General features: G+C 61.3%; 15 protein-coding genes. 8 read left to right on the forward strand and 7 right to left on the reverse strand.

Features of this window, described 5'->3' with window-relative positions; genetic code table 11:
• The first annotated feature begins 78 nt into the window (after nucleotides 1–78).
• Nucleotides 79–1,734, forward strand: coding sequence for a PqiB family protein (locus tag JWU58_RS13615; RefSeq protein WP_071172432.1), 1,656 nt, complete (start codon nucleotides 79–81; stop codon nucleotides 1,732–1,734).
• Between the two features lie 17 nt (nucleotides 1,735–1,751).
• Nucleotides 1,752–2,303 (forward strand): PqiC family protein, encoded by a 552-nt coding sequence (locus JWU58_RS13620; RefSeq protein WP_130902548.1) that lies wholly within the window; start codon nucleotides 1,752–1,754, stop codon nucleotides 2,301–2,303.
• A 5-nt stretch (nucleotides 2,304–2,308) separates the two neighbouring features.
• Here the strand turns inward: JWU58_RS13620 and JWU58_RS13625 are convergent, their stop codons facing one another.
• On the reverse strand, nucleotides 2,309–3,247 hold the full coding sequence (locus tag JWU58_RS13625; protein WP_186569674.1) for a site-specific integrase: 939 nt from the start codon (nucleotides 3,245–3,247) through the stop codon (nucleotides 2,309–2,311).
• 243 nt (nucleotides 3,248–3,490) lie between these two features.
• Here JWU58_RS13625 and JWU58_RS13630 point away from each other — a divergent pair, with 243 nt between their 5' ends.
• The 5 genes from JWU58_RS13630 to JWU58_RS13650 all read left to right on the forward strand — a co-directional run bounded on the left by JWU58_RS13630 (nucleotide 3,491) and on the right by JWU58_RS13650 (nucleotide 9,537).
• Nucleotides 3,491–4,870 carry a UDP-glucose dehydrogenase family protein gene (locus tag JWU58_RS13630; protein WP_206420282.1) on the forward strand — a complete coding sequence of 460 codons (1,380 nt, stop codon included), beginning with the start codon at nucleotides 3,491–3,493 and terminating at the stop codon, nucleotides 4,868–4,870.
• Nucleotides 4,871–5,111: 241 nt separating this feature from the next.
• Nucleotides 5,112–6,290, forward strand: a complete 1,179-nt coding sequence (locus JWU58_RS13635) for an MFS transporter (protein WP_206420283.1) — start codon at nucleotides 5,112–5,114, stop codon at nucleotides 6,288–6,290.
• 156 nt (nucleotides 6,291–6,446) lie between these two features.
• Nucleotides 6,447–7,133 carry an HPP family protein gene (locus tag JWU58_RS13640; RefSeq protein ID WP_136493349.1) on the forward strand — a complete coding sequence of 229 codons (687 nt, stop codon included), beginning with the start codon at nucleotides 6,447–6,449 and terminating at the stop codon, nucleotides 7,131–7,133.
• A 142-nt stretch (nucleotides 7,134–7,275) separates the two neighbouring features.
• Nucleotides 7,276–8,382: an enoyl-CoA hydratase/isomerase family protein gene (locus JWU58_RS13645; RefSeq protein ID WP_206420284.1), complete on the forward strand. Its 1,107-nt coding sequence runs from the start codon at nucleotides 7,276–7,278 to the stop codon at nucleotides 8,380–8,382.
• A 3-nt stretch (nucleotides 8,383–8,385) separates the two neighbouring features.
• A complete protein-coding gene (locus JWU58_RS13650; protein WP_206420285.1) occupies nucleotides 8,386–9,537 on the forward strand; it encodes an acyl-CoA dehydrogenase family protein in 1,152 nt (383 codons plus the stop codon).
• 91 nt (nucleotides 9,538–9,628) lie between these two features.
• On the opposite strand, the gene JWU58_RS13655 is transcribed toward JWU58_RS13650, so the two are convergent.
• The 6 genes from JWU58_RS13655 to JWU58_RS13680 all read right to left on the reverse strand — a co-directional run bounded on the left by JWU58_RS13655 (nucleotide 9,629) and on the right by JWU58_RS13680 (nucleotide 16,539).
• Complete coding sequence (locus JWU58_RS13655; protein ID WP_024012950.1) at nucleotides 9,629–10,402, reverse strand: enoyl-CoA hydratase; 774 nt, start codon at nucleotides 10,400–10,402, stop codon at nucleotides 9,629–9,631.
• Nucleotides 10,403–10,417: 15 nt separating this feature from the next.
• On the reverse strand, nucleotides 10,418–11,545 hold the full coding sequence (locus tag JWU58_RS13660; RefSeq protein ID WP_095180012.1) for an acyl-CoA dehydrogenase: 1,128 nt from the start codon (nucleotides 11,543–11,545) through the stop codon (nucleotides 10,418–10,420).
• A gap of 142 nt (nucleotides 11,546–11,687) precedes the next feature.
• Entirely contained in the window at nucleotides 11,688–12,881 is a 1,194-nt protein-coding gene (locus JWU58_RS13665; protein WP_206420286.1) for an acetyl-CoA C-acyltransferase, read from the reverse strand.
• A 12-nt stretch (nucleotides 12,882–12,893) separates the two neighbouring features.
• Complete coding sequence (locus tag JWU58_RS13670) at nucleotides 12,894–13,655, reverse strand: SDR family NAD(P)-dependent oxidoreductase (RefSeq protein WP_206420287.1); 762 nt, start codon at nucleotides 13,653–13,655, stop codon at nucleotides 12,894–12,896.
• Nucleotides 13,656–13,673: 18 nt separating this feature from the next.
• Nucleotides 13,674–15,338, reverse strand: coding sequence for an AMP-binding protein (locus tag JWU58_RS13675; protein WP_206420288.1), 1,665 nt, complete (start codon nucleotides 15,336–15,338; stop codon nucleotides 13,674–13,676).
• 184 nt (nucleotides 15,339–15,522) lie between these two features.
• Nucleotides 15,523–16,539 (reverse strand): AraC family transcriptional regulator, encoded by a 1,017-nt coding sequence (locus tag JWU58_RS13680; RefSeq protein ID WP_206420289.1) that lies wholly within the window; start codon nucleotides 16,537–16,539, stop codon nucleotides 15,523–15,525.
• Between the two features lie 259 nt (nucleotides 16,540–16,798).
• Here JWU58_RS13680 and efeU point away from each other — a divergent pair, with 259 nt between their 5' ends.
• Nucleotides 16,799–17,638: an iron uptake transporter permease EfeU gene (efeU, locus tag JWU58_RS13685; protein ID WP_041480384.1), complete on the forward strand. Its 840-nt coding sequence runs from the start codon at nucleotides 16,799–16,801 to the stop codon at nucleotides 17,636–17,638.
• The last annotated feature ends 5 nt before the right edge of the window (nucleotides 17,639–17,643 follow it).

The following is a 17,643-nucleotide window of genomic DNA, read 5'->3' on the forward strand; positions in this document are numbered from 1 at the left end:
ATCGCCAAGCACTTCTATATTGATGAGGTGCTTTTGCGTTCCTGACGCTCAGTGCCCGATAAATTGAGGAGGACATGGATGAAGTCGTCAGCCAGCGATGAGCCGCTAGCACCCGGTCAAGCGCCGATCAAAACCCGCCGTTTCGCGATTTCACTGGTATGGATCGTGCCGATTGTGGCGGTGCTGGTCGGGATTTCGCTGGTGATTCACAACATCCTTCAGGAAGGCCCGGTCATCACCGTTACCTTCAAGACCGGCGATGGCCTGACCGCTAACAAGACCGAAGTCAGATACCGCAACGTGGTCATCGGCCATGTCTCCGACGTCGAACTGGCCAACGACCATAGACACGTCAACGCCACGATCAAACTCGCCAAGCAAGCCGAAGCCTTTACCCGCGAGGACTCGCAATTCTGGGTGGTGCGTCCGCGTATCGGCGCCGGCGGTGTATCGGGCATCGATACGCTGCTGTCGGGTGACTACATCGGTGCCGACATAGGTCAGGCCAATACCCGCTCAAAAAACTTCAAAGGTCTGGAGAACCCGCCGCCGATCACCTACGGCGAACCGGGCAAACGCTTTACGCTGCACACCGCGGACCTTGGCTCGCTGGACATCGGCTCCCCCGTTTATTACCGCAAGATTCCGGTTGGCCAGGTCGTGTCCTACGCGCTGGACCCGGACGGCAAAGGCGTCAATATCGAAGTGTTTGTGCATTCGCCCAACGATGCCTACGTCACCGAAAACACCCGCTTCTGGAACGCCAGTGGCATCGACATCAATGTCGGCGCCAACGGTTTCGCGGTGAAAACCGAATCGCTGTCGACCCTGCTGGTCGGCGGCATCGCTTTCCGCGCCCCGGACTACAGCCCCGACGATAAGCCGGCCAGCGACGACAAGAGTTTCGAGCTGTTTGCCAACCAGACCGCCGCCCTCGCCCCGCCCGACGGCAAGGCGCAATACCTGGCGCTGCGGTTTGATCAGGCCTTGCGCGGCCTCAAGGTGGATGCGCCCGTGGAGTTTCTCGGTATCGAAATCGGCCGGGTGGTGGCGGTCAATCTCGACTTCGACGAGGTCAAGCGCACCTTTCCGGTGAATGTCGGCATTGTCATTTATCCGCAGCGACTCGGCCGTGCCCACGCGAAGATTCTCAAGACCTACCATGGCGACGAAAACGACGAGGCCACCGGCGCGCGCCTGATCGGCACGTTCATTGAAAATGGCCTGCGCGCCCAGGCCCGCAATGGGAACCTGCTCACCGGTCAGTTGTATATCTCGCTGGATTTCTACCCCAAAGCGCCGAAAGTCGCGTTCGACCCCAAGGCGCGGCCGGTCACCATTCCGACCGTCCCTGGCAGCCTCGAACAGTTGCAGGAAAAACTCGAGGCGATGGTCAACAAGATCAACGCATTGCCGGTTGAACGCATCGCCAGCAACCTCGACGGCAATCTGGTCGAGCTGCGCAAGGGCCTGAAGCAGTTCAACGCCAGGACTCTGCCGGGTGTACAGAGCACCCTCGCCGATGTCAGCAAGACGTTGCAGTCAGCCAATTCGACTCTCGCCGAGGACTCACCGCAACGCGAGCAACTGACCGAGACCCTCGACGAGCTCGGGCGCATGTCGCGCTCGTTGCGAGAGCTGTCGGATTACCTCGGTCGCCACCCTGAGTCGCTGATTCGCGGGCGTCCCGACAACGCCGCGCCGCTGGACCTCAAAGGACCGCCACGCAATTGAGCACAGGAGCTGAATCCATGGCTTTACCGTTGAAGATCACCGTGCTCGCTGCCTTCGTGCTGCTGACTGCGTGCCGTAGCGACCCGATCAGCTTTCACACACTGACCCCGGCGCAACCGGGTGCCAGCCGCAACGGTGCCGACATCGCCATTGAAAGCATCAGCGTGCCGCCACAGGTCGATCGCGCGCAGATTGTGATTCGCCAGGGCAACAGCGGCGTGGCGATTCTGGAAACCGATTGGTGGAGCGCCACCCTTGCCGATGAGTTGCGCGGCGCGCTGGTCGATCAATTGAGCAGTGGCGTCGGCCAGCAGCGCGCCTCCGTGCGTATCGACGTGCAGCGCTTCGATTCGATTCCCGGCCAGTACGCCTTGATCGACGTGAAATGGCGAGTGCGCCCGCTGGGTGCTGAAGACGCGGCGCTACTGACCTGTCGCTCGGTGTTGCAGACGCCTTCAGGGCCAAGCATCGAAGAGCTGGTGACTGCGCAACAGAACAACGTCAAACGGCTTGCTGCACAGATCACTCAGGCTGCGACGGCCGCGCGCAATTGCCCTTCATCGGGCTAAACGCGTCACAAATCGAAGCGATCCACTGCCCGCCGCCGCTCGTTGTCATCGCGCACATCGTAGTTGGCGGTTGTCTGGATATTGCTGTGATGCGCCAGTTTCTGCGCGATCGACAGGTCGTGCTCTTCGATCACCCGGGTGATGAATGAACGCCGAAAATCGTGAGGCATGATTTTCACCCCGACCTGCGTACCGCGCTGGCGGGCGATGTAGTAAATCGCGTGTTTGGTGATGCGCTCGCGGGTGATGTGGCTGCCCCGGCGTATGCGATTGAACAGGAATGCATCGTCGCTCTCGCCTTCCTTGAGCTGTGAACGACGCAGTTCCAGCCAGGCGTCGAGCTTGGCAAAGGCCCAGGCCGGCGCGTACTTGATCAGCTGTTTGTTGCCCTTGCCGGTGACGGTCAGGCTGCGTTCGTTGAAGTCGACCTGACTCAGATCCAGATCCACCGATTCCGACTTGCGCATGCCGGTGCCGTACAGCAACGCAATCACCGCCGCATCACGCAAACCCTGCGGGCGCGGGTCGGCAGCGCAGACTTCCATCAGTTCGTGAATCAGCGTGCGCTTGAGGTTGCGCCCCTGGGACAGCCGTGTGCCGGCTATGCCCTTGACCGAACGCATCTTCAACAGGTGATCCTGGCTGATCAGGCTCATGCGCCACGCCTCGTTCATCACCCCGCGCACGGCGTTGACGTACAGCGAAGAGGTGTTCGGTGCATAACCGTCGGCACGCAAAGCGGCGACCAGCGCCACCACGTCTTCCGGTTGCAGGCCGTGCCAAGGGATTTCTTCGATATCGACGTCCTCGAAACCGAGGCGGTCAGCGGCATCTTGCAGCACATAGCGCATGGTCAACTGGCTGGAAGGTGCCAGTCGTGCCAGGTAAACGGTCAGCGGATTGCTGGTGGACGGTGCAGGTTGGGTACTCGACAAATCACTCAAACGAAACGGCCTTGAAATAAAAAACGATTCAACAAAAACAATAAATGCATGAAATGAAACGCAAAAAAACGGCGTGACTCAATGACAGGGGTTGCCGCGAAAGGCCGACAACCTGCCGTTCGAGGCCGTAAAAGTCAATCGGGCATTCCCCGAACGGTCTGTTTGCTGCTTTATCCGCACGGTAGGCGAACTGAAACATCGCGCTCTTATGTTCGATGCAGGGACTGCGAACAGGAGTGCGGCATGAAGATCACGGTATTTGGCAGTGGTTATGTCGGTCTGGTGCAAGCGGCGGTGCTGGCCGAGGTCGGTAACGACGTTGTGTGCATGGATGTCGACGCGCAGAAAATCGAGCAGTTACGCCAGGGCCACGTCAGTATTTTCGAGCCGGGGCTGGCCAGCCTGGTGCGTGAGGGCCTGGATTCGCAGCGCCTGCAATTCACCACTGATGAGCGGTTTGCGGTGTTGCATGGGCGGGTTGCGTTCATCGCGGTGGGCACGCCGTCACGCGAGGACGGCTCGGCGGACCTGCGCTACGTGTTGTCGGTCGGCGACGCGATTGCCCGGCATCGCCAGCAGCCGTTGATCGTGGTGGAAAAATCCACGGTGCCGGTGGGCACGGGTGACGCTTTGCGCAGCCACATCGAAAAGGCCCTGATCAAGATTGGCCGACTGCTGCAGTTTGATATCGTCTCCAACCCGGAATTTCTCAAGGAAGGTTCAGCGGTTGCTGATTGCCGGCGGCCGGATCGTATCGTCATCGGTTGCGAAGGCGCGGAAGTGCGCGATGTGATGCGCGATCTGTACGCGCCATTCAACCGCAACCATGACCGCATCCTGTTCATGGACCTGCGCAGCGCCGAGCTGACCAAATACGCCGCCAACTGCATGCTGGCGACCAAGATCAGTTTCATCAACCAGATCGCCGAACTCGCCGAGCACCTCGGCGCGGACATCGAATCAGTGCGCCAGGGCATCGGTGCCGATACGCGGATTGGCTATCACTTTATCTATCCGGGTTGCGGCTACGGCGGTTCGTGTTTTCCCAAAGACATGCGCGCCTTGATTCACAGTGCCGAACAGGCGCATTGCTCCAGTGATCTGCTGCAAGCGGTTGAGGCGATCAACCAGCGGCAGAAACACAAACTGTTCGAGCGCATCAACGCGTTCTACCGGGGCGATTTGCGCGGCAGGACCTTTGCCTTGTGGGGCCTGGCGTTCAAGCCCAACACCGACGACATGCGCGACGCACCGAGCCGGGTTCTGCTCGAAGATTTATGGGCTGCCGGGGCCAGCGTGCGCGCGTTTGATCCGGAGGCCATGGTGGAAACCCAGAGTCTCTATCCAAACGAATCAAAACTGATGCTGATGGGCACGCCGGAATCGGTACTGGCCGGCGCCGATGCGCTGATCATCTGCACCGAATGGCAACAGTTCAAAGCCCCGGATTTCGAGCTGATCAAACAGCGCCTCAACAGCCCGGTGATCTTTGACGGCCGCAACTTGTACGACGCCGAGCGTCTGGCGCGCAATGGTTTCCAGTATTTCCCGATGGGGCGCGGTGAATCGTGCAAGTTGCCGATCACCTTGCGGCAAAGGCCGGCGGCTTCGGATGTGGCTTGATTTGCGCCTGTGGGAGTCAGTGGTAATCGTGAGGTACACAGACCCTGTGGGAGCGAGCCTGCTCGCGAATACGGTATGTCAGCGACATCGCAGGTGACTGATCCGTCGCCTTCGCGAGCAGGCTCGCTCCCACAGGGAAATCATGTGCTCCGAGGGACGCTGGTGTATCAGCTTGACCGGTGGCAGCTGCCCAGAGAGGATGGCGTTCGCCAGCCATTCCGAATAAAGATATTCCCCTTCCGTGGCCATGTATTCGCCGTTCATTCGCCGGTTGATGATCAGCTCGCTGACCGTGGTCATCAGCCGCGCCCTGGTCAGTCCGTTGCTGACGCTGTTCCTCAGCAACAAGCTTGGCCTCAATCCGCAGGATGTCGGCTTGCTGCTCGGCATCGCCGTGTTCAGCGCCACGCTGCTGTCGCTGTACGGCGGCTACATCATCGACAAGCTGGACAAGCGCCAGTTGCTGATTGTGGCCATGCTCTCCAGCGGTATCGGCCTGATCCTGCTGACCTTCGCGCAGAACCTGTATCTGGTCACCCTGGTGCTGATCATCAGCGAAACCGCGTCGGCGCTGTTCCTCATCGGCTCCAAGGCGATCCTCAGTGAAAACCTGCCGGTGGGCCAGCGGGTCAAGGCGTTTTCCCTCAATTACACGCTGACCAATATCGGCTACGCCGCCGGCCCGATGATTGGCGTGGTGATTGCCGGGGTGCAGCCGTCCGCGCCGTTCATCGTTGCCGGTGCGATCGCCATTGGCAGTATTTTTCTGCTGCTCGGCGCGACCAGGGATGCCAGTCCGACAACTTCCGGCAGTGCGCCGCAAAGTTTCCTCAACACGCTGATGATCCTGAAAAACGACCGCACCATGGTTCTGTTCACCCTCGGTTGCCTGCTCAGCACATTGGTGCACGGGCGCTTCACCCTGTACCTGTCGCAATACCTGCTGGTCACCCACACCCAGCAACAGACCCTGGACACCATGGCCGCCCTGCTCGCCTGCAACGCAATCACGGTGATCCTCCTGCAATACCAGGTCGGTCGCTGGCTCAGCCGCGAACACCTGCGTCACTGGATTGCTGGCGGCACTGCGCTGTTCATCGTCGGGTTGATTGGCTTCAGTTTGGCGGACAGCCTGCTCGGCTGGTGCGTGGCGATGTTCATCTTCACCTTGGGCGAAATGATCATTTACCCGGCAGACTTCCTCTTCGTCGACACCCTCGCCCCGGAGACACTGCGCGGCAGCTACTACGGCGCGCAGAACCTGGCGGCACTCGGCGGTGGGGCGAGCCCGGTGCTGTGCGGGTTTCTGCTGATGCACACGCCGGCGCCGAGCATGTTCTACGCCCTGAGCGGCTTGGCGGCGCTGGGTGGATATCTATGCTTCGTCAGCGCGCGGCGCACCCGTTCAATGCAAAAATAGTGCACTAAAACTGCATTTATATGAATTTGTCAGCATCGAGTTTGATCGGCAAACTACGCGCGTTCCTCCCCCAATGTTGGAACGCTTCGAGGGCTTTCCGGATATGCCGGACAAGTCCTTTTTTTTGCCCCGGATTTTGTAAAGGATCAGTTCTACATGCTTGCTCGCTGGTTGCCCGCTGCCATCAACACCCGCCCCACTGAATGGAGCCGTGCCGCGATCGGCATGGCCTTGGGCACGCTGTTCAGTGTGTGGATGTGCGCGCAGGTGTTCGGCCATGACGTTGCCTTTCACCTGATCGGCCCGCTCGGCGCTTCGGCGGTGCTGCTGTTCGCCGTGTCCTCGGGCGCCCTCGCCCAGCCATGGTCGATTCTCGGCGGCTACCTGTGTGCTGGCGTGGTCGCCTTGCTGGTCGCCCATGTGCTTGGCCGTACGCTGGGCAGCGCCTGCCTCGCCGCCGGCATGGCGGTGATTCTGATGTGCTGGCTGCGTTGCCTGCACCCACCGGCCGGCGCATTGGCGTTGACACTGGTGCTCGCCGACCCTGCAACCATCGCCATGGACTGGAAAGCCATGGAGCCGGTGATGCTCGGCGCGCTGTGCATGCTCATTAGTGCGCTGGCCTATAACAACCTGACCCGCATCCGCTATCCGAAACGCGCTGCTGACCCGGCACCGCCAGTGGTCCCGGTCGACCGCCAGGCGATCACCGCCGAAGACTTGAAACTGGCGCTGGCCGACATGGAAGCCTTCATCGACGTCACCCCCGAAGACCTCGAACGGCTGATCCACGCCAGCGAACTGCACGCCAAGCGCCGCAGCATCAGCGAAACCTTCCGATAATCACGCAATTTCGAGGCATGTAAAAACGCAGATTCCCCCTGCACATATCCCCGTTGTACACGACAAATTTGCACTGTTACGATCCGCTAACGCCCGCGCGCGGGCTTTTCGAATAAAGACAATAAAAAGCAGGGAGTTACAGATGACAGCTCAGGCTTCATCCCGGCGGACCCCGTCCATGGATGCCATACAAAACGACGTGCTGGCCGAGGTGCGCAACCATATCGGCCACCTGACCCTCAACCGCCCTGCGGGCCTCAATGCAATCACCCTGGACATGGTGCGTCTGCTGCAACAGCAGCTCGATGCCTGGGCGTCTGACGCCGATGTGCACGCCGTGGTATTGCGCGGTGCCGGCGAAAAGGCTTTCTGCGCCGGCGGTGATATTCGTTCGCTGTACGACAGCTACAAGAGCGGCGACACGCTGCACGAAGATTTCTTCGTCGAGGAATACGCCCTCGACCTGACGATTCATCACTACCGCAAACCGGTGCTGGCCCTGATGGACGGTTTCGTCCTCGGCGGCGGCATGGGCCTGGTGCAAGGCGCCGATCTGCGCGTGGTCACCGAAAAGAGCCGTCTGGCGATGCCGGAAGTGGCCATCGGTTATTTCCCCGACGTCGGCGGCAGCTATTTCCTGCCACGCATTCCCGGTGAACTGGGGATTTATCTGGGCGTCAGCGGCGTGCAGATTCGCGCGGCCGATGCGCTGTACTGCGGCCTCGCCGACTGGTATCTGGACAGCAGCAAACTGGGTCTGCTCGACGAGAAACTCGACCAGATGGAGTGGCAGGACACGCCGCTGAAGTCGCTGCAGAACCTGCTGGCCAAGCACGCTGTGCAAACTCTGCCGGACGCCCCACTCGAGGCGCTGCGCCCGGCCATCGACCACTTTTTCGCCCTGCCCGACGTGCCAAGCATGATCGAGCAATTGCGCGCCGTCACCGTCGCCGACAGCCACGAATGGGCGGTCACCACGGCGGATCTGCTGGAAACCCGCTCGCCGCTGGCCATGGCCGTGACCCTGGAAATGCTCCGTCGCGGCAGGCACCTGAGTCTGGAGAATTGCTTTGCGCTGGAGCTGCATCTGGACCGCCAGTGGTTTGCCCGTGGCGACCTGATCGAAGGCGTGCGCGCCCTGTTGATCGACAAGGACAAGTCACCGCGCTGGAACCCGCCAACCGTCGCTGAGCTGGACGCTGCGCAGGTTGCGAGCTTCTTCCATGGTTTTGATGAGAGCGGGAGCTGAGTCATGCACGATCTCGAACTGACTGAAGAACAAGTGATGATCCGCGACATGGCCCGGGATTTTGCCCGTGGCGAAATCGCGCCCCACGCCCAGGCCTGGGAAAAGGCTGGCTGGATCGACGACGAGCTGGTGGCGAAGATGGGTGAGCTGGGCCTGCTCGGCATGGTCGTGCCCGAGGAATGGGGCGGCACCTACGTCGATTACGTCGCCTATGCCCTGGCCGTCGAGGAAATTTCCGCCGGCGATGGCGCGACCGGCGCGTTCATGAGCATTCACAACTCGGTCGGCTGCGGCCCGGTGCTCAACTACGGCAGCGCCGAACAGAAACAGACCTGGCTGGCCGATCTGGCCAGTGGGCAGACCATCGGTTGCTTCTGTCTGACCGAACCCCAGGCCGGCTCCGAAGCACACAACCTGCGCACCCGCGCCGAACTGCGCGACGGCCAATGGGTGATCAACGGTGCCAAGCAATTTGTCAGCAATGGCAAGCGGGCGAAACTGGCGATCGTCTTCGCGGTAACCGATCCGGATCTCGGCAAAAAAGGCCTGTCAGCGTTTCTGGTGCCCACCGACACACCGGGTTTCATCGTCGATCGCACCGAACACAAAATGGGCATCCGCGCCTCCGACACCTGCGCGGTGACGCTGAACAACTGCAGCATCCCCGAGGCCAATCTGCTCGGCGAACGCGGCAAGGGCCTGGCGATTGCCCTGTCCAACCTTGAAGGCGGACGCATCGGCATCGCCGCGCAGGCATTGGGTATCGCCCGGGCAGCGTTTGAAGCGGCGTTGGCCTACTCGAAAGACCGGGTGCAATTCGACAAGCCGATCATTGAGCACCAGAGCATCGCCAATCTGCTGGCTGACATGCACATGCAGATCAACGCCGCACGGTTGCTGATCCTCCATGCAGCGCGGCTGCGCACGGCGGGTAAACCATGCTTGTCCGAGGCCTCACAGGCCAAGCTGTTCGCGTCGGAAATGGCCGAGAAAGTGTGTTCGTCGGCGATCCAGATCCATGGCGGCTATGGCTATCTGGAGGATTACCCAGTCGAGAAGTACTACCGCGATGCGCGGATTACCCAGATCTATGAAGGGTCGAGCGAGATACAGCGGATGGTGATTGCGCGGGATTTGAAGAACTATCAGCTGTAAAAGCTTCGCGAGCAGGCTCGCTCCCACATTGGACGGCGCAGATCCTGTGGGAGCGAGCCTGCTCGCGAAAGCGTCAGCTTAGGCACCGCATCTATTTGCCTTGGAATGCAGCCTCACGCTTGGCAATAAACGCCGCCATCCCTTCCTTCTGATCCTGCGTCGCAAACGCCGCATGGAACACCCGCCGCTCGAAACGCACACCCTCGGTCAGGTTGACCTCGAACGCGCGGTTGACGCTCTCCTTGATCATCATCGCAATCGGCAGTGACTTGCCAGCGATCACCGCTGCGACTTTCAGCGCTTCATCAAGCAGCTCATCGCTCGGCACGATCCGCGCGACGATGCCGCAGCGCTCGGCTTCCACCGCGTCGATCATGCGCCCGCTCAGGCACATTTCCATGGCCTTGGCTTTGCCCACCGCGCGGGTCAGGCGCTGGGTGCCGCCCATGCCCGGCAGTACGCCGAGGTTGATTTCCGGCTGGCCGAATCTGGCATTGTCGCCAGCCAGAATGAAGTCGCACATCAGCGCCAGTTCACAGCCGCCGCCGAGGGCGAAACCATTGACCGCGGCGATGATCGGCTTGCGTCGGTTGGCGACGCGATCGCTATCGCTGAACAGATCGTCCATGTAGATCTGCGGATAGGTCAGCTCAGCCATTTCCTTGATGTCCGCGCCGGCAGCGAAAGCTTTTTTCGAACCGGTGAGGACGATGCAGCCGATATGCGCATCGGCTTCCAGCGTATCGAGGGCGTGGTTCACTTCGCTGACGAGTTGCGCATTGAGCGCGTTCAGCGCCTGCGGCCGGTTGAGGGTGATCAGGCCGACGCGGTCGCGGGTTTCCAGCAGAATCGTTTCGTAAGTCATGAATAAAATTCCTTGTCAGAGATTGCGCGAAATGACCATGCGCTGAATGTCGCTGGTGCCTTCGTAGATCTGGCAAACGCGCACGTCGCGGTAGATGCGTTCCAGAGGAAAGTCGTTGAGGTAACCGTAACCGCCAAGGGTTTGCAAGGCCATGGAGCAGACCTTCTCAGCCATTTCCGAGGCGAACAGCTTGGCCATCGACGCCTCGACCAGCGCCGGTTGGCCGCTGTCACGCAAGGCTGCGGCGTAATGCACCATTTGCCGGGCGACGGCAATTTGCGTGGCCATGTCCGCCAGGCGGAACGCCACGGCCTGATGCTCGATGATCGGCTTGCCGAAGGTGTCTCGCTCGCGGGCGTAATCACGCGCGGCCTCGAACGCAGCGCGGGCCATGCCAACGGCTTGTGAGGCGATACCGACGCGGCCGCCTTCAAGGTTGGCCAAGGCAATCTTGTAGCCCTCGCCCTCCTCGCCCAGCCGGTTGGCCACCGGCACTTTCACATCTTCGAAGAGGATCTGGCAGGTGTCGGAGGCGTGCTGGCCGAGTTTGTCTTCGACCCGCGCAACTTTGTAGCCGGGCGAGTCGGTCGGCACGATAAACGCGCTGATCCCGCGTTTGCCGGCGCTCGGGTCAGTCACGGCAAACACGATCACGATGCCGGCGTTCTGCCCGGAGGTGATGAACTGTTTGCAACCGTTGAGCACGTAGTGATCGCCGTCCAGCCGGGCGCGGGTTTTCAGGCTGCTGGCATCGGAACCGGCCTGCGGTTCGGTCAGGGCGAAGGCGCCGAGCATGGCGCCGCTGGCCAGCGGTTTGAGGAAGCGCTCGCGCTGGTCGTCATTGCCGAACTTGAGAATCGGCACGCAGCCGACCGAGTTGTGCACGCTCATGATCGTCGAACAGGCACCGTCGCCGGCAGCGATTTCTTCCAGGGCCATGGCGTAGGCCAGGTAGCCGGTGTCACAGCCGCCCCACTGCTCCGGCACGAGCATGCCGAAGAAGCCCAGCTCGGCCATCTCGGCGATGGCTTCCTTGGGGAAACGGTGCTCGCGATCCCACTCGGCGGCGAACGGCTTGAGCCGCTCCTCGGCAAACTGCCGGGCCATGTCGCGGATCTGGGTTTGGTCTTCGTTGGGGATCATGGTGATTCCTTAATTCTTCCAAACAACCACATAACCTGTGGGAGCTGGCTTGCCAGCGATGAGGCCGTCACATCCAACATTGATGGTGACTGATCCATTGCCATCGCGGGCAAGCCCGCTCCCACAAGGTCAACTGTCAACCTCAATAGACGCATTCCACAGCCATGGCCGTGGCTTCGCCGCCGCCAATGCAGATCGCCGCAATGCCGCGCTTGAGCTGTTTCTGCCGCAGCGCCGCGAGCAACGTCACCAGAATCCGCGCCCCCGACGCACCGATCGGATGGCCCAGCGCGCAGGCGCCGCCGTGCACGTTGAGCTTGTCGTGGGGAATCTCCAGGTGCGTCATCGCCGCCATGCCGACCACGGCAAACGCTTCGTTCACTTCAAACAGATCCACTTGATCCAGCGTCCAACCGGTCTTCTTCACCAGTTTCTTGATCGCGCCAATCGGTGCGGTGGGAAACAGCCCAGGGGTATCAGCGAACGCAGCGTGGCCATGAATCACCGCCAGCGGCTTGAGGCCCAGTTGCTGCGCGTGGGACTGGCGCATCAGCACCAACGCCGCCGCGCCGTCGGAAATCGAGCTGGAGTTGGCTGCGGTGACCGTGCCACCGTCGCGGAACGCCGGTTTCAGCGAGGCAACCTTGTCGAGTTTGGCTTTTGGCGGCTGCTCATCGTTGCTGATCACTACCTGCTCTTTGCCGACGGTCACCGTCAGCGGGACGATTTCGTCCTTGAAGCTGCCGTCCTTGATCGCCTGTTGCGCGCGGGTGGTCGAGGTAATGGCGAAAGCGTCCTGCGCCTCGCGGCTGAAGCCGTTGGTCTCGGCGCAATCCTCAGCGAAGGTGCCCATCAGGCGGCCCTTGTCATAGGCGTCTTCGAGGCCGTCGAGGAACATCGAATCGAGCACGCGGCCATGGCCCATGCGATAGCCGGCGCGGGCGCGGTCGAGCAGGTACGGCGAGTTGGACATGCTTTCCATGCCGCCAGCGATCACCACGTCGGCACTGCCGGCAAGCAGCATGTCGTGGGCCATGATGGTGGTCTGCATGCCCGAGCCGCACATCTTGTTGACCGTGGTGCAGCGCGTCGATTTATCCAGCCCGGCGCCCAGCGCAGCCTGACGTGCCGGCGCCTGGCCGAGGCCGGCGGGCAGTACGCAGCCGAACAGCACTTCATCAACCGCGTCGCTGGCGACACCGGCGCGTTCGACCGCAGCCTTGATCGCCGCCGCGCCGAGTTGCGGTGCGGCAAGGCTTTTCAGCTCACCTTGAAAACCGCCCATTGGTGTGCGGACAGCGCTGACGATAACAATCGGATCATTGGACATAGTCATGACTAATCCTCCTTACTTGGCGGCCATGCGCAAGGCGCCGTCGAGACGGATCACCTCGCCGTTGAGCATGCTGTTTTCGATGATGTGGCGCACCAGCGCGGCGTATTCGGCAGGCTTGCCCAGACGCGGCGGGAATGGCACACCAGCGGCCAGCGAGTCGCGCACTTCCGGGGTCATGCCAGCCATCATCGGCGTTTCGAAAATGCCCGGTGCGATGGTCATCACGCGGATGCCGAAGCGCGCCAGCTCGCGGGCGGCCGGCAGGGTCAGGCTGGCGATCGCGCCTTTCGAAGCCGAGTACGCAGCCTGGCCAATCTGGCCGTCGAACGCTGCGACCGACGCTGTGTTGATGATCACACCACGCTCGCCATCAGCATTGGCTTCGCTCTCGGCAATGGCCGCAGCGGCCAGGCGCAGCATGTTGAAACTGCCGATCAGGTTGACGTTGATCACTTGCGCAAAGCTGCTGAGTGCGTGCGGGCCATTCTTGCCGAGGATCTTCTCGCCACGCACGATGCCCGCGCAGTTGATCAGGCCGTTGAGGCTGCCAAATGCGGCAACGGTCGCCTGCACAGCGGCTTCGGCGGCAGCTTCATTGCTGATGTCGCCAACCACACTTTGCGCACCGAGGCGCTGGGCCTGCGCGGCGACGGCTTCGGCGTTCATGTCGACCAGCATGACTTTGGCGCCGGCACTGACCAGCAATTCAGCGCTGGCGGCACCGAGGCCGGAGGCGCCGCCGGTGACGATAAAAACCTTGTTCTCGATCTGCATGACGGTGTTTCCTTGGATTCAAGCTGAAACGTTGTGCGCTGCGGCCTCTTGAGCCTTGGCGATTTCCTGGTTGCGCAAGATAAAGCGCTGCAACTTGCCACTCGGGGTTTTGGGCAATTCGCTGACAAATTCGATTTCACGTGGGTACGAATGCGCGGCCAGACGCTTGCGTACGTGTTGGCGCAGCTCTTCGGCCAGCTCCGGCGCGGCGCGGTACTGCGCGCTCAGCACGACAAAGGCTTTGACCAGTTCGGTGCGTTCCGGGTCGGGTTTGCCGACGACCGCCGCCTCGACCACGGCCGGGTGTTCGATCAGCGCGCTTTCCACGTCGAACGGGCCGACGCGGTAGCCCGAAGTGGTGATCACATCATCACTGCGGCCGACGAAGCTGATGCTGCCGTCCGGGTTCCACTCCACGGTGTCGCCGCTCAGGTAGTAGTTGCCGACGAAGGCCTTGGTCGGCGCGCCTTCGTAGCCGCCGAACCAGCACATCGGCGACTGCGGGCGGTCGATGGCAAGAATGCCCGGCTGACCGACGCCGAGTTCGTTGTATTGCTCATCAAGCACGACGATGCGATGGCCCGGCGAAGCGAAACCAGCGGCGCCGACATGCACCGGGTGCTCCAGGCCGTGGTGGTTGCACAGCACCATGCCCAGTTCGGTCTGGCCGTAATGGTCGTGAATGACCACCTCGAGGTTGTCAGCGAACCAACGGATCACTTCCGGGTTCAGCGGCTCACCGGCGCTGCTGACGATGCGCAGTTTGCCCTTGATCGATCTGGCGAACTCCTCTCCCCCGGCTATCAGCAGGCGATAGGCAGTGGGCGAGCCGGTGAGATTGGTAATGCCGTATTTGTTGATCACCCGGCAGGTGCTTTCGAGGGTGAACGGGCCATCGTAGAAGGTAATCGGGTGGCCCAGCGCCAACGGCCCGGTCACGCCGAAATAAATGCCATAGGCCCAGCCCGGATCGGCGACATTCCAGAACGCGTCTTCAGGACGCAGGTCCACCGCATCGCGGGTGTAGCTCTGGAAGGCGACGATGGCTTTGAGCGGCACCGCCAAGGCTTTCGCAGGGCCAGTGGTGCCCGAGGTAAACATCAGCAGGAACGGGTCTTCGCCGGTCAGCAATACCGGCTCGCAGACATTGGAATAGTTGGCCAGCTCAGCCCAGAAACTGAAATCACCACGAACGATGCCCTGACCTTTGGCGCCACCAACGGTGACGATGGTCGGGCATGCGCTGACTTCATTGAGCTTGGGCCGATTGACCGCGTCGGTGACCACGACTTTCGCCCCGGAACTGTTCAGGCGATGTTCGAGGGCTTTGGGGCCGAACGCGGTGAATAGCGGCTGATACACCGCGCCGATGCGCCAGGTGGCGAGCACGGTGATGAGTAATTCGACGTTGCGCGGCAGCAGGCCGGCGACTTTATCGCCCTTCTGCACGCCCTGGGCGAGGAGAAAATTGGCGAAACGCGCGGCTTTGTCTTGCAGATCAGTGAAGGTGTAAGTCGCACTTGAGCCGTCGCGACCTTCCCAGAACAACGCAATTCGCCCGGGCAACGCATGGCGGTCGCAACATTCGACGCAGGCGTTGAGTGCCGCCAGCGTGCCGCTGAGCGACGCATCGACGGTGTGCTGATAGTTGAACTGTTCGGTGGCAGACAAGTAATCGCGCATTGCCAGAATCCCTCGGTGTTTTTATTAGGCTGGGAACCGTAAACAACACAGGGATAGTCGCGCCGCGCGGGGCTTGGGGCAATGGTCAAAGTTATCAAAGTGGCTGACTGGTTTGGCCAAGCCTTTTAAGGGGAATGGTCACGCGGCCCTGGGTGGGAGCGAGCCTGCTCGCGAAGGCGTCGGGTCAGACCACCTCATTGAGGATCAGTGTGCGGTAATGCCCCGGGTTCGACCCGGACCACTTGCGAAACGCCTTGTAGAACGAACTGGCATCAGCAAAACCCAGCCGTGCAGCGATCTCGACGAAACTGATCGACGGCTCTGCCAGCCAGGTGATTGCGAGCTCCTTGCGCACACTGTCCTTGAGGCCCTGATAGGTCTGCCCTTCCTCAGCCAGACGCCGGCGTAATGTCGACGCGGACATGCACAGTTGCTGGGCCAGCGCCTCGGTTTCCGGCCAATGCTCCGCGGGCACTTGCCGCAGATCCTGCTTGATCCGGCTGGCGAGGCTGTCGGGGTCGCGGTACTTGACCAGAATGTTCGCCGGCGCCTGGGCCAGGAAGCGCTTGAGTTCTTCGGCACTGCGTTTGACCGGCAGATCGAGGCAATCGGCGGAAAAGATTATCCGCGTACGTGGGCGCTCAAACCGCAGGTTTTCCGAAAACATCACCCGATAGTCGTCGGTGAAGTCCGGTTCGGCGCAGCGCAGTTCAATCGCCAGAATCGGAATCCGCCGCCCGGCCAGCCAGCACGCGACGCCGTGCACGATCATCCAGTAAGTGAAATAGGTAAAGGCGCGGCGCGGTTCGGCGTCGTCTTCGAGCAGGACGATTTCCGCAAGGCTCTGCTGATGCACCAGTTGCGCCGGCAGTTTTTCCAGCATCAGTGACAGGAACGTCAGACCGGTATCCAGCGCCGCCGCCAGCGTCGGTTGCGCCATGGCGCTGCGACACAGAAACGCCAGGCTGCCGGACTTGAGCGGGCGCGGGTCCATGCCGAAGAACTCGTCATCACCGCGTCGTGCCAGCAGGCGCCAGAGTCTGGCGTATTGCGAGGCCGGCACCCTGCCCTCATCGGCCGTTAACAGAGCCGGATCGATGCCGACCTTGGTCAACGCCTCATCCGTCGCCGCGCCCGGGGCGCAACTTTGCAGCAGCGCTTCGCGCACCAGTTGAATGGCAATGGTGTCTTTTTCCGCCATGGAGCGAGGTGAGCCTTGTTGTTTTTTGGGTGGTGGGCATCTTACCTCAGCTCCTGATTTCACCGCAGGACCAATGTGGGAGCGAGCTTGCTCGCGAAGGCGTTGTGTCAGACACGGATGCGTCACAGGCATACCGCATTCGCGAGCAGGAATCACAGTTGTTCAGCTAAGGTTCAGCTAAATGTCAATGAATGCCATTTGGGAATGAGTGTCATTATGTTACAACTTAGCCTCCTATCTAAATCGCTGTGGCTAGCCAATGCTCGTTCCCTTTTTGATCATGTTGCGCGAAGGCATCGAGGCCGCGCTCATCGTCGGCATCATTGCCAGTTATTTGCAGCAGACCGGCCGTGGCCAATGGATGCCAGCGGTATGGATCGGCGTCTTCCTCGCCGCCGCCCTTGCCCTGCTGGTCGGTGGTGGTCTGGAGCTGGTCAGCGCTGAATTCCCGCAAAAGCAGCAGGAGTTGTTCGAAGGCGTGGTCGGTCTGGTCGCCGTGGGCATTCTCAGTTCGATGGTGTTCTGGATGCGCAAGGTCGCGCGGTCGATCAAGCACTCGCTGCAAGCCTCGCTGGATCAGGCGCTGACGCAATCCAGGCATCAGGTGATTGCATTGATCGCCATGGTCTTCTTCGCCGTCGCTCGCGAAGGCCTGGAGACGGTGTTCTTCCTGCTCGCCGTGTTCCAGCAAAGCGAAGGCCCGGGCGCGCCGATTGGCGCCCTGCTCGGCCTGATCCTGGCGGTGATCGTCGGTTTCCTGATCTACAGCGGCAGCATGCGCCTCAACCTCTCGGCGTTCTTCAAGTGGACCGGATTGTTCATCCTCGTGGTCGCCGCCGGGATTCTCGCCAACTCGGTGCAGGCGTTGCATGAAGCCGGGCTGTGGAATCACCTGCAGACCGTGCTGTTCGACTTCAGCGCGACGCTGCCGATGGACGGCCCGCTGGGCTCGGTGCTGGCCGGCATGTTCGGTTATCAGGATGCGCCGACCGTCAGCACCTTGGGCGCGTACCTGATTTATCTGCTGCTGGCACTGGTGATGTTCTTCATGCCCGCGCCTCGCCAGGCGACGCCAACCACTTCCGTTTCCAGCCAATAAGGCCC

It is taken from the genome of Pseudomonas atacamensis (assembly GCF_017167965.1).
Taxonomy (GTDB): Bacteria; Pseudomonadota; Gammaproteobacteria; order Pseudomonadales; family Pseudomonadaceae; genus Aquipseudomonas; species Aquipseudomonas atacamensis.

Coding starts and splice junctions, on each gene's coding strand:
- JWU58_RS13675 (WP_206420288.1), bottom strand. CDS start 15,338: ATGCGCGATTACTTGTCTGCCACCGAACAGTTCAACTATCAGCACACC.
- JWU58_RS13630 (WP_206420282.1), top strand. CDS start 3,491: ATGAAGATCACGGTATTTGGCAGTGGTTATGTCGGTCTGGTGCAAGCG.
- JWU58_RS13660 (WP_095180012.1), bottom strand. CDS start 11,545: ATGATCCCCAACGAAGACCAAACCCAGATCCGCGACATGGCCCGGCAG.
- JWU58_RS13615 (WP_071172432.1), top strand. CDS start 79: ATGAAGTCGTCAGCCAGCGATGAGCCGCTAGCACCCGGTCAAGCGCCG.
- JWU58_RS13665 (WP_206420286.1), bottom strand. CDS start 12,881: ATGACTATGTCCAATGATCCGATTGTTATCGTCAGCGCTGTCCGCACA.
- efeU (WP_041480384.1), top strand. CDS start 16,799: ATGCTCGTTCCCTTTTTGATCATGTTGCGCGAAGGCATCGAGGCCGCG.
- JWU58_RS13655 (WP_024012950.1), bottom strand. CDS start 10,402: ATGACTTACGAAACGATTCTGCTGGAAACCCGCGACCGCGTCGGCCTG.
- JWU58_RS13650 (WP_206420285.1), top strand. CDS start 8,386: ATGCACGATCTCGAACTGACTGAAGAACAAGTGATGATCCGCGACATG.
- JWU58_RS13620 (WP_130902548.1), top strand. CDS start 1,752: ATGGCTTTACCGTTGAAGATCACCGTGCTCGCTGCCTTCGTGCTGCTG.
- JWU58_RS13680 (WP_206420289.1), bottom strand. CDS start 16,539: ATGGCGGAAAAAGACACCATTGCCATTCAACTGGTGCGCGAAGCGCTG.
- JWU58_RS13645 (WP_206420284.1), top strand. CDS start 7,276: ATGACAGCTCAGGCTTCATCCCGGCGGACCCCGTCCATGGATGCCATA.
- JWU58_RS13670 (WP_206420287.1), bottom strand. CDS start 13,655: ATGCAGATCGAGAACAAGGTTTTTATCGTCACCGGCGGCGCCTCCGGC.
- JWU58_RS13640 (WP_136493349.1), top strand. CDS start 6,447: ATGCTTGCTCGCTGGTTGCCCGCTGCCATCAACACCCGCCCCACTGAA.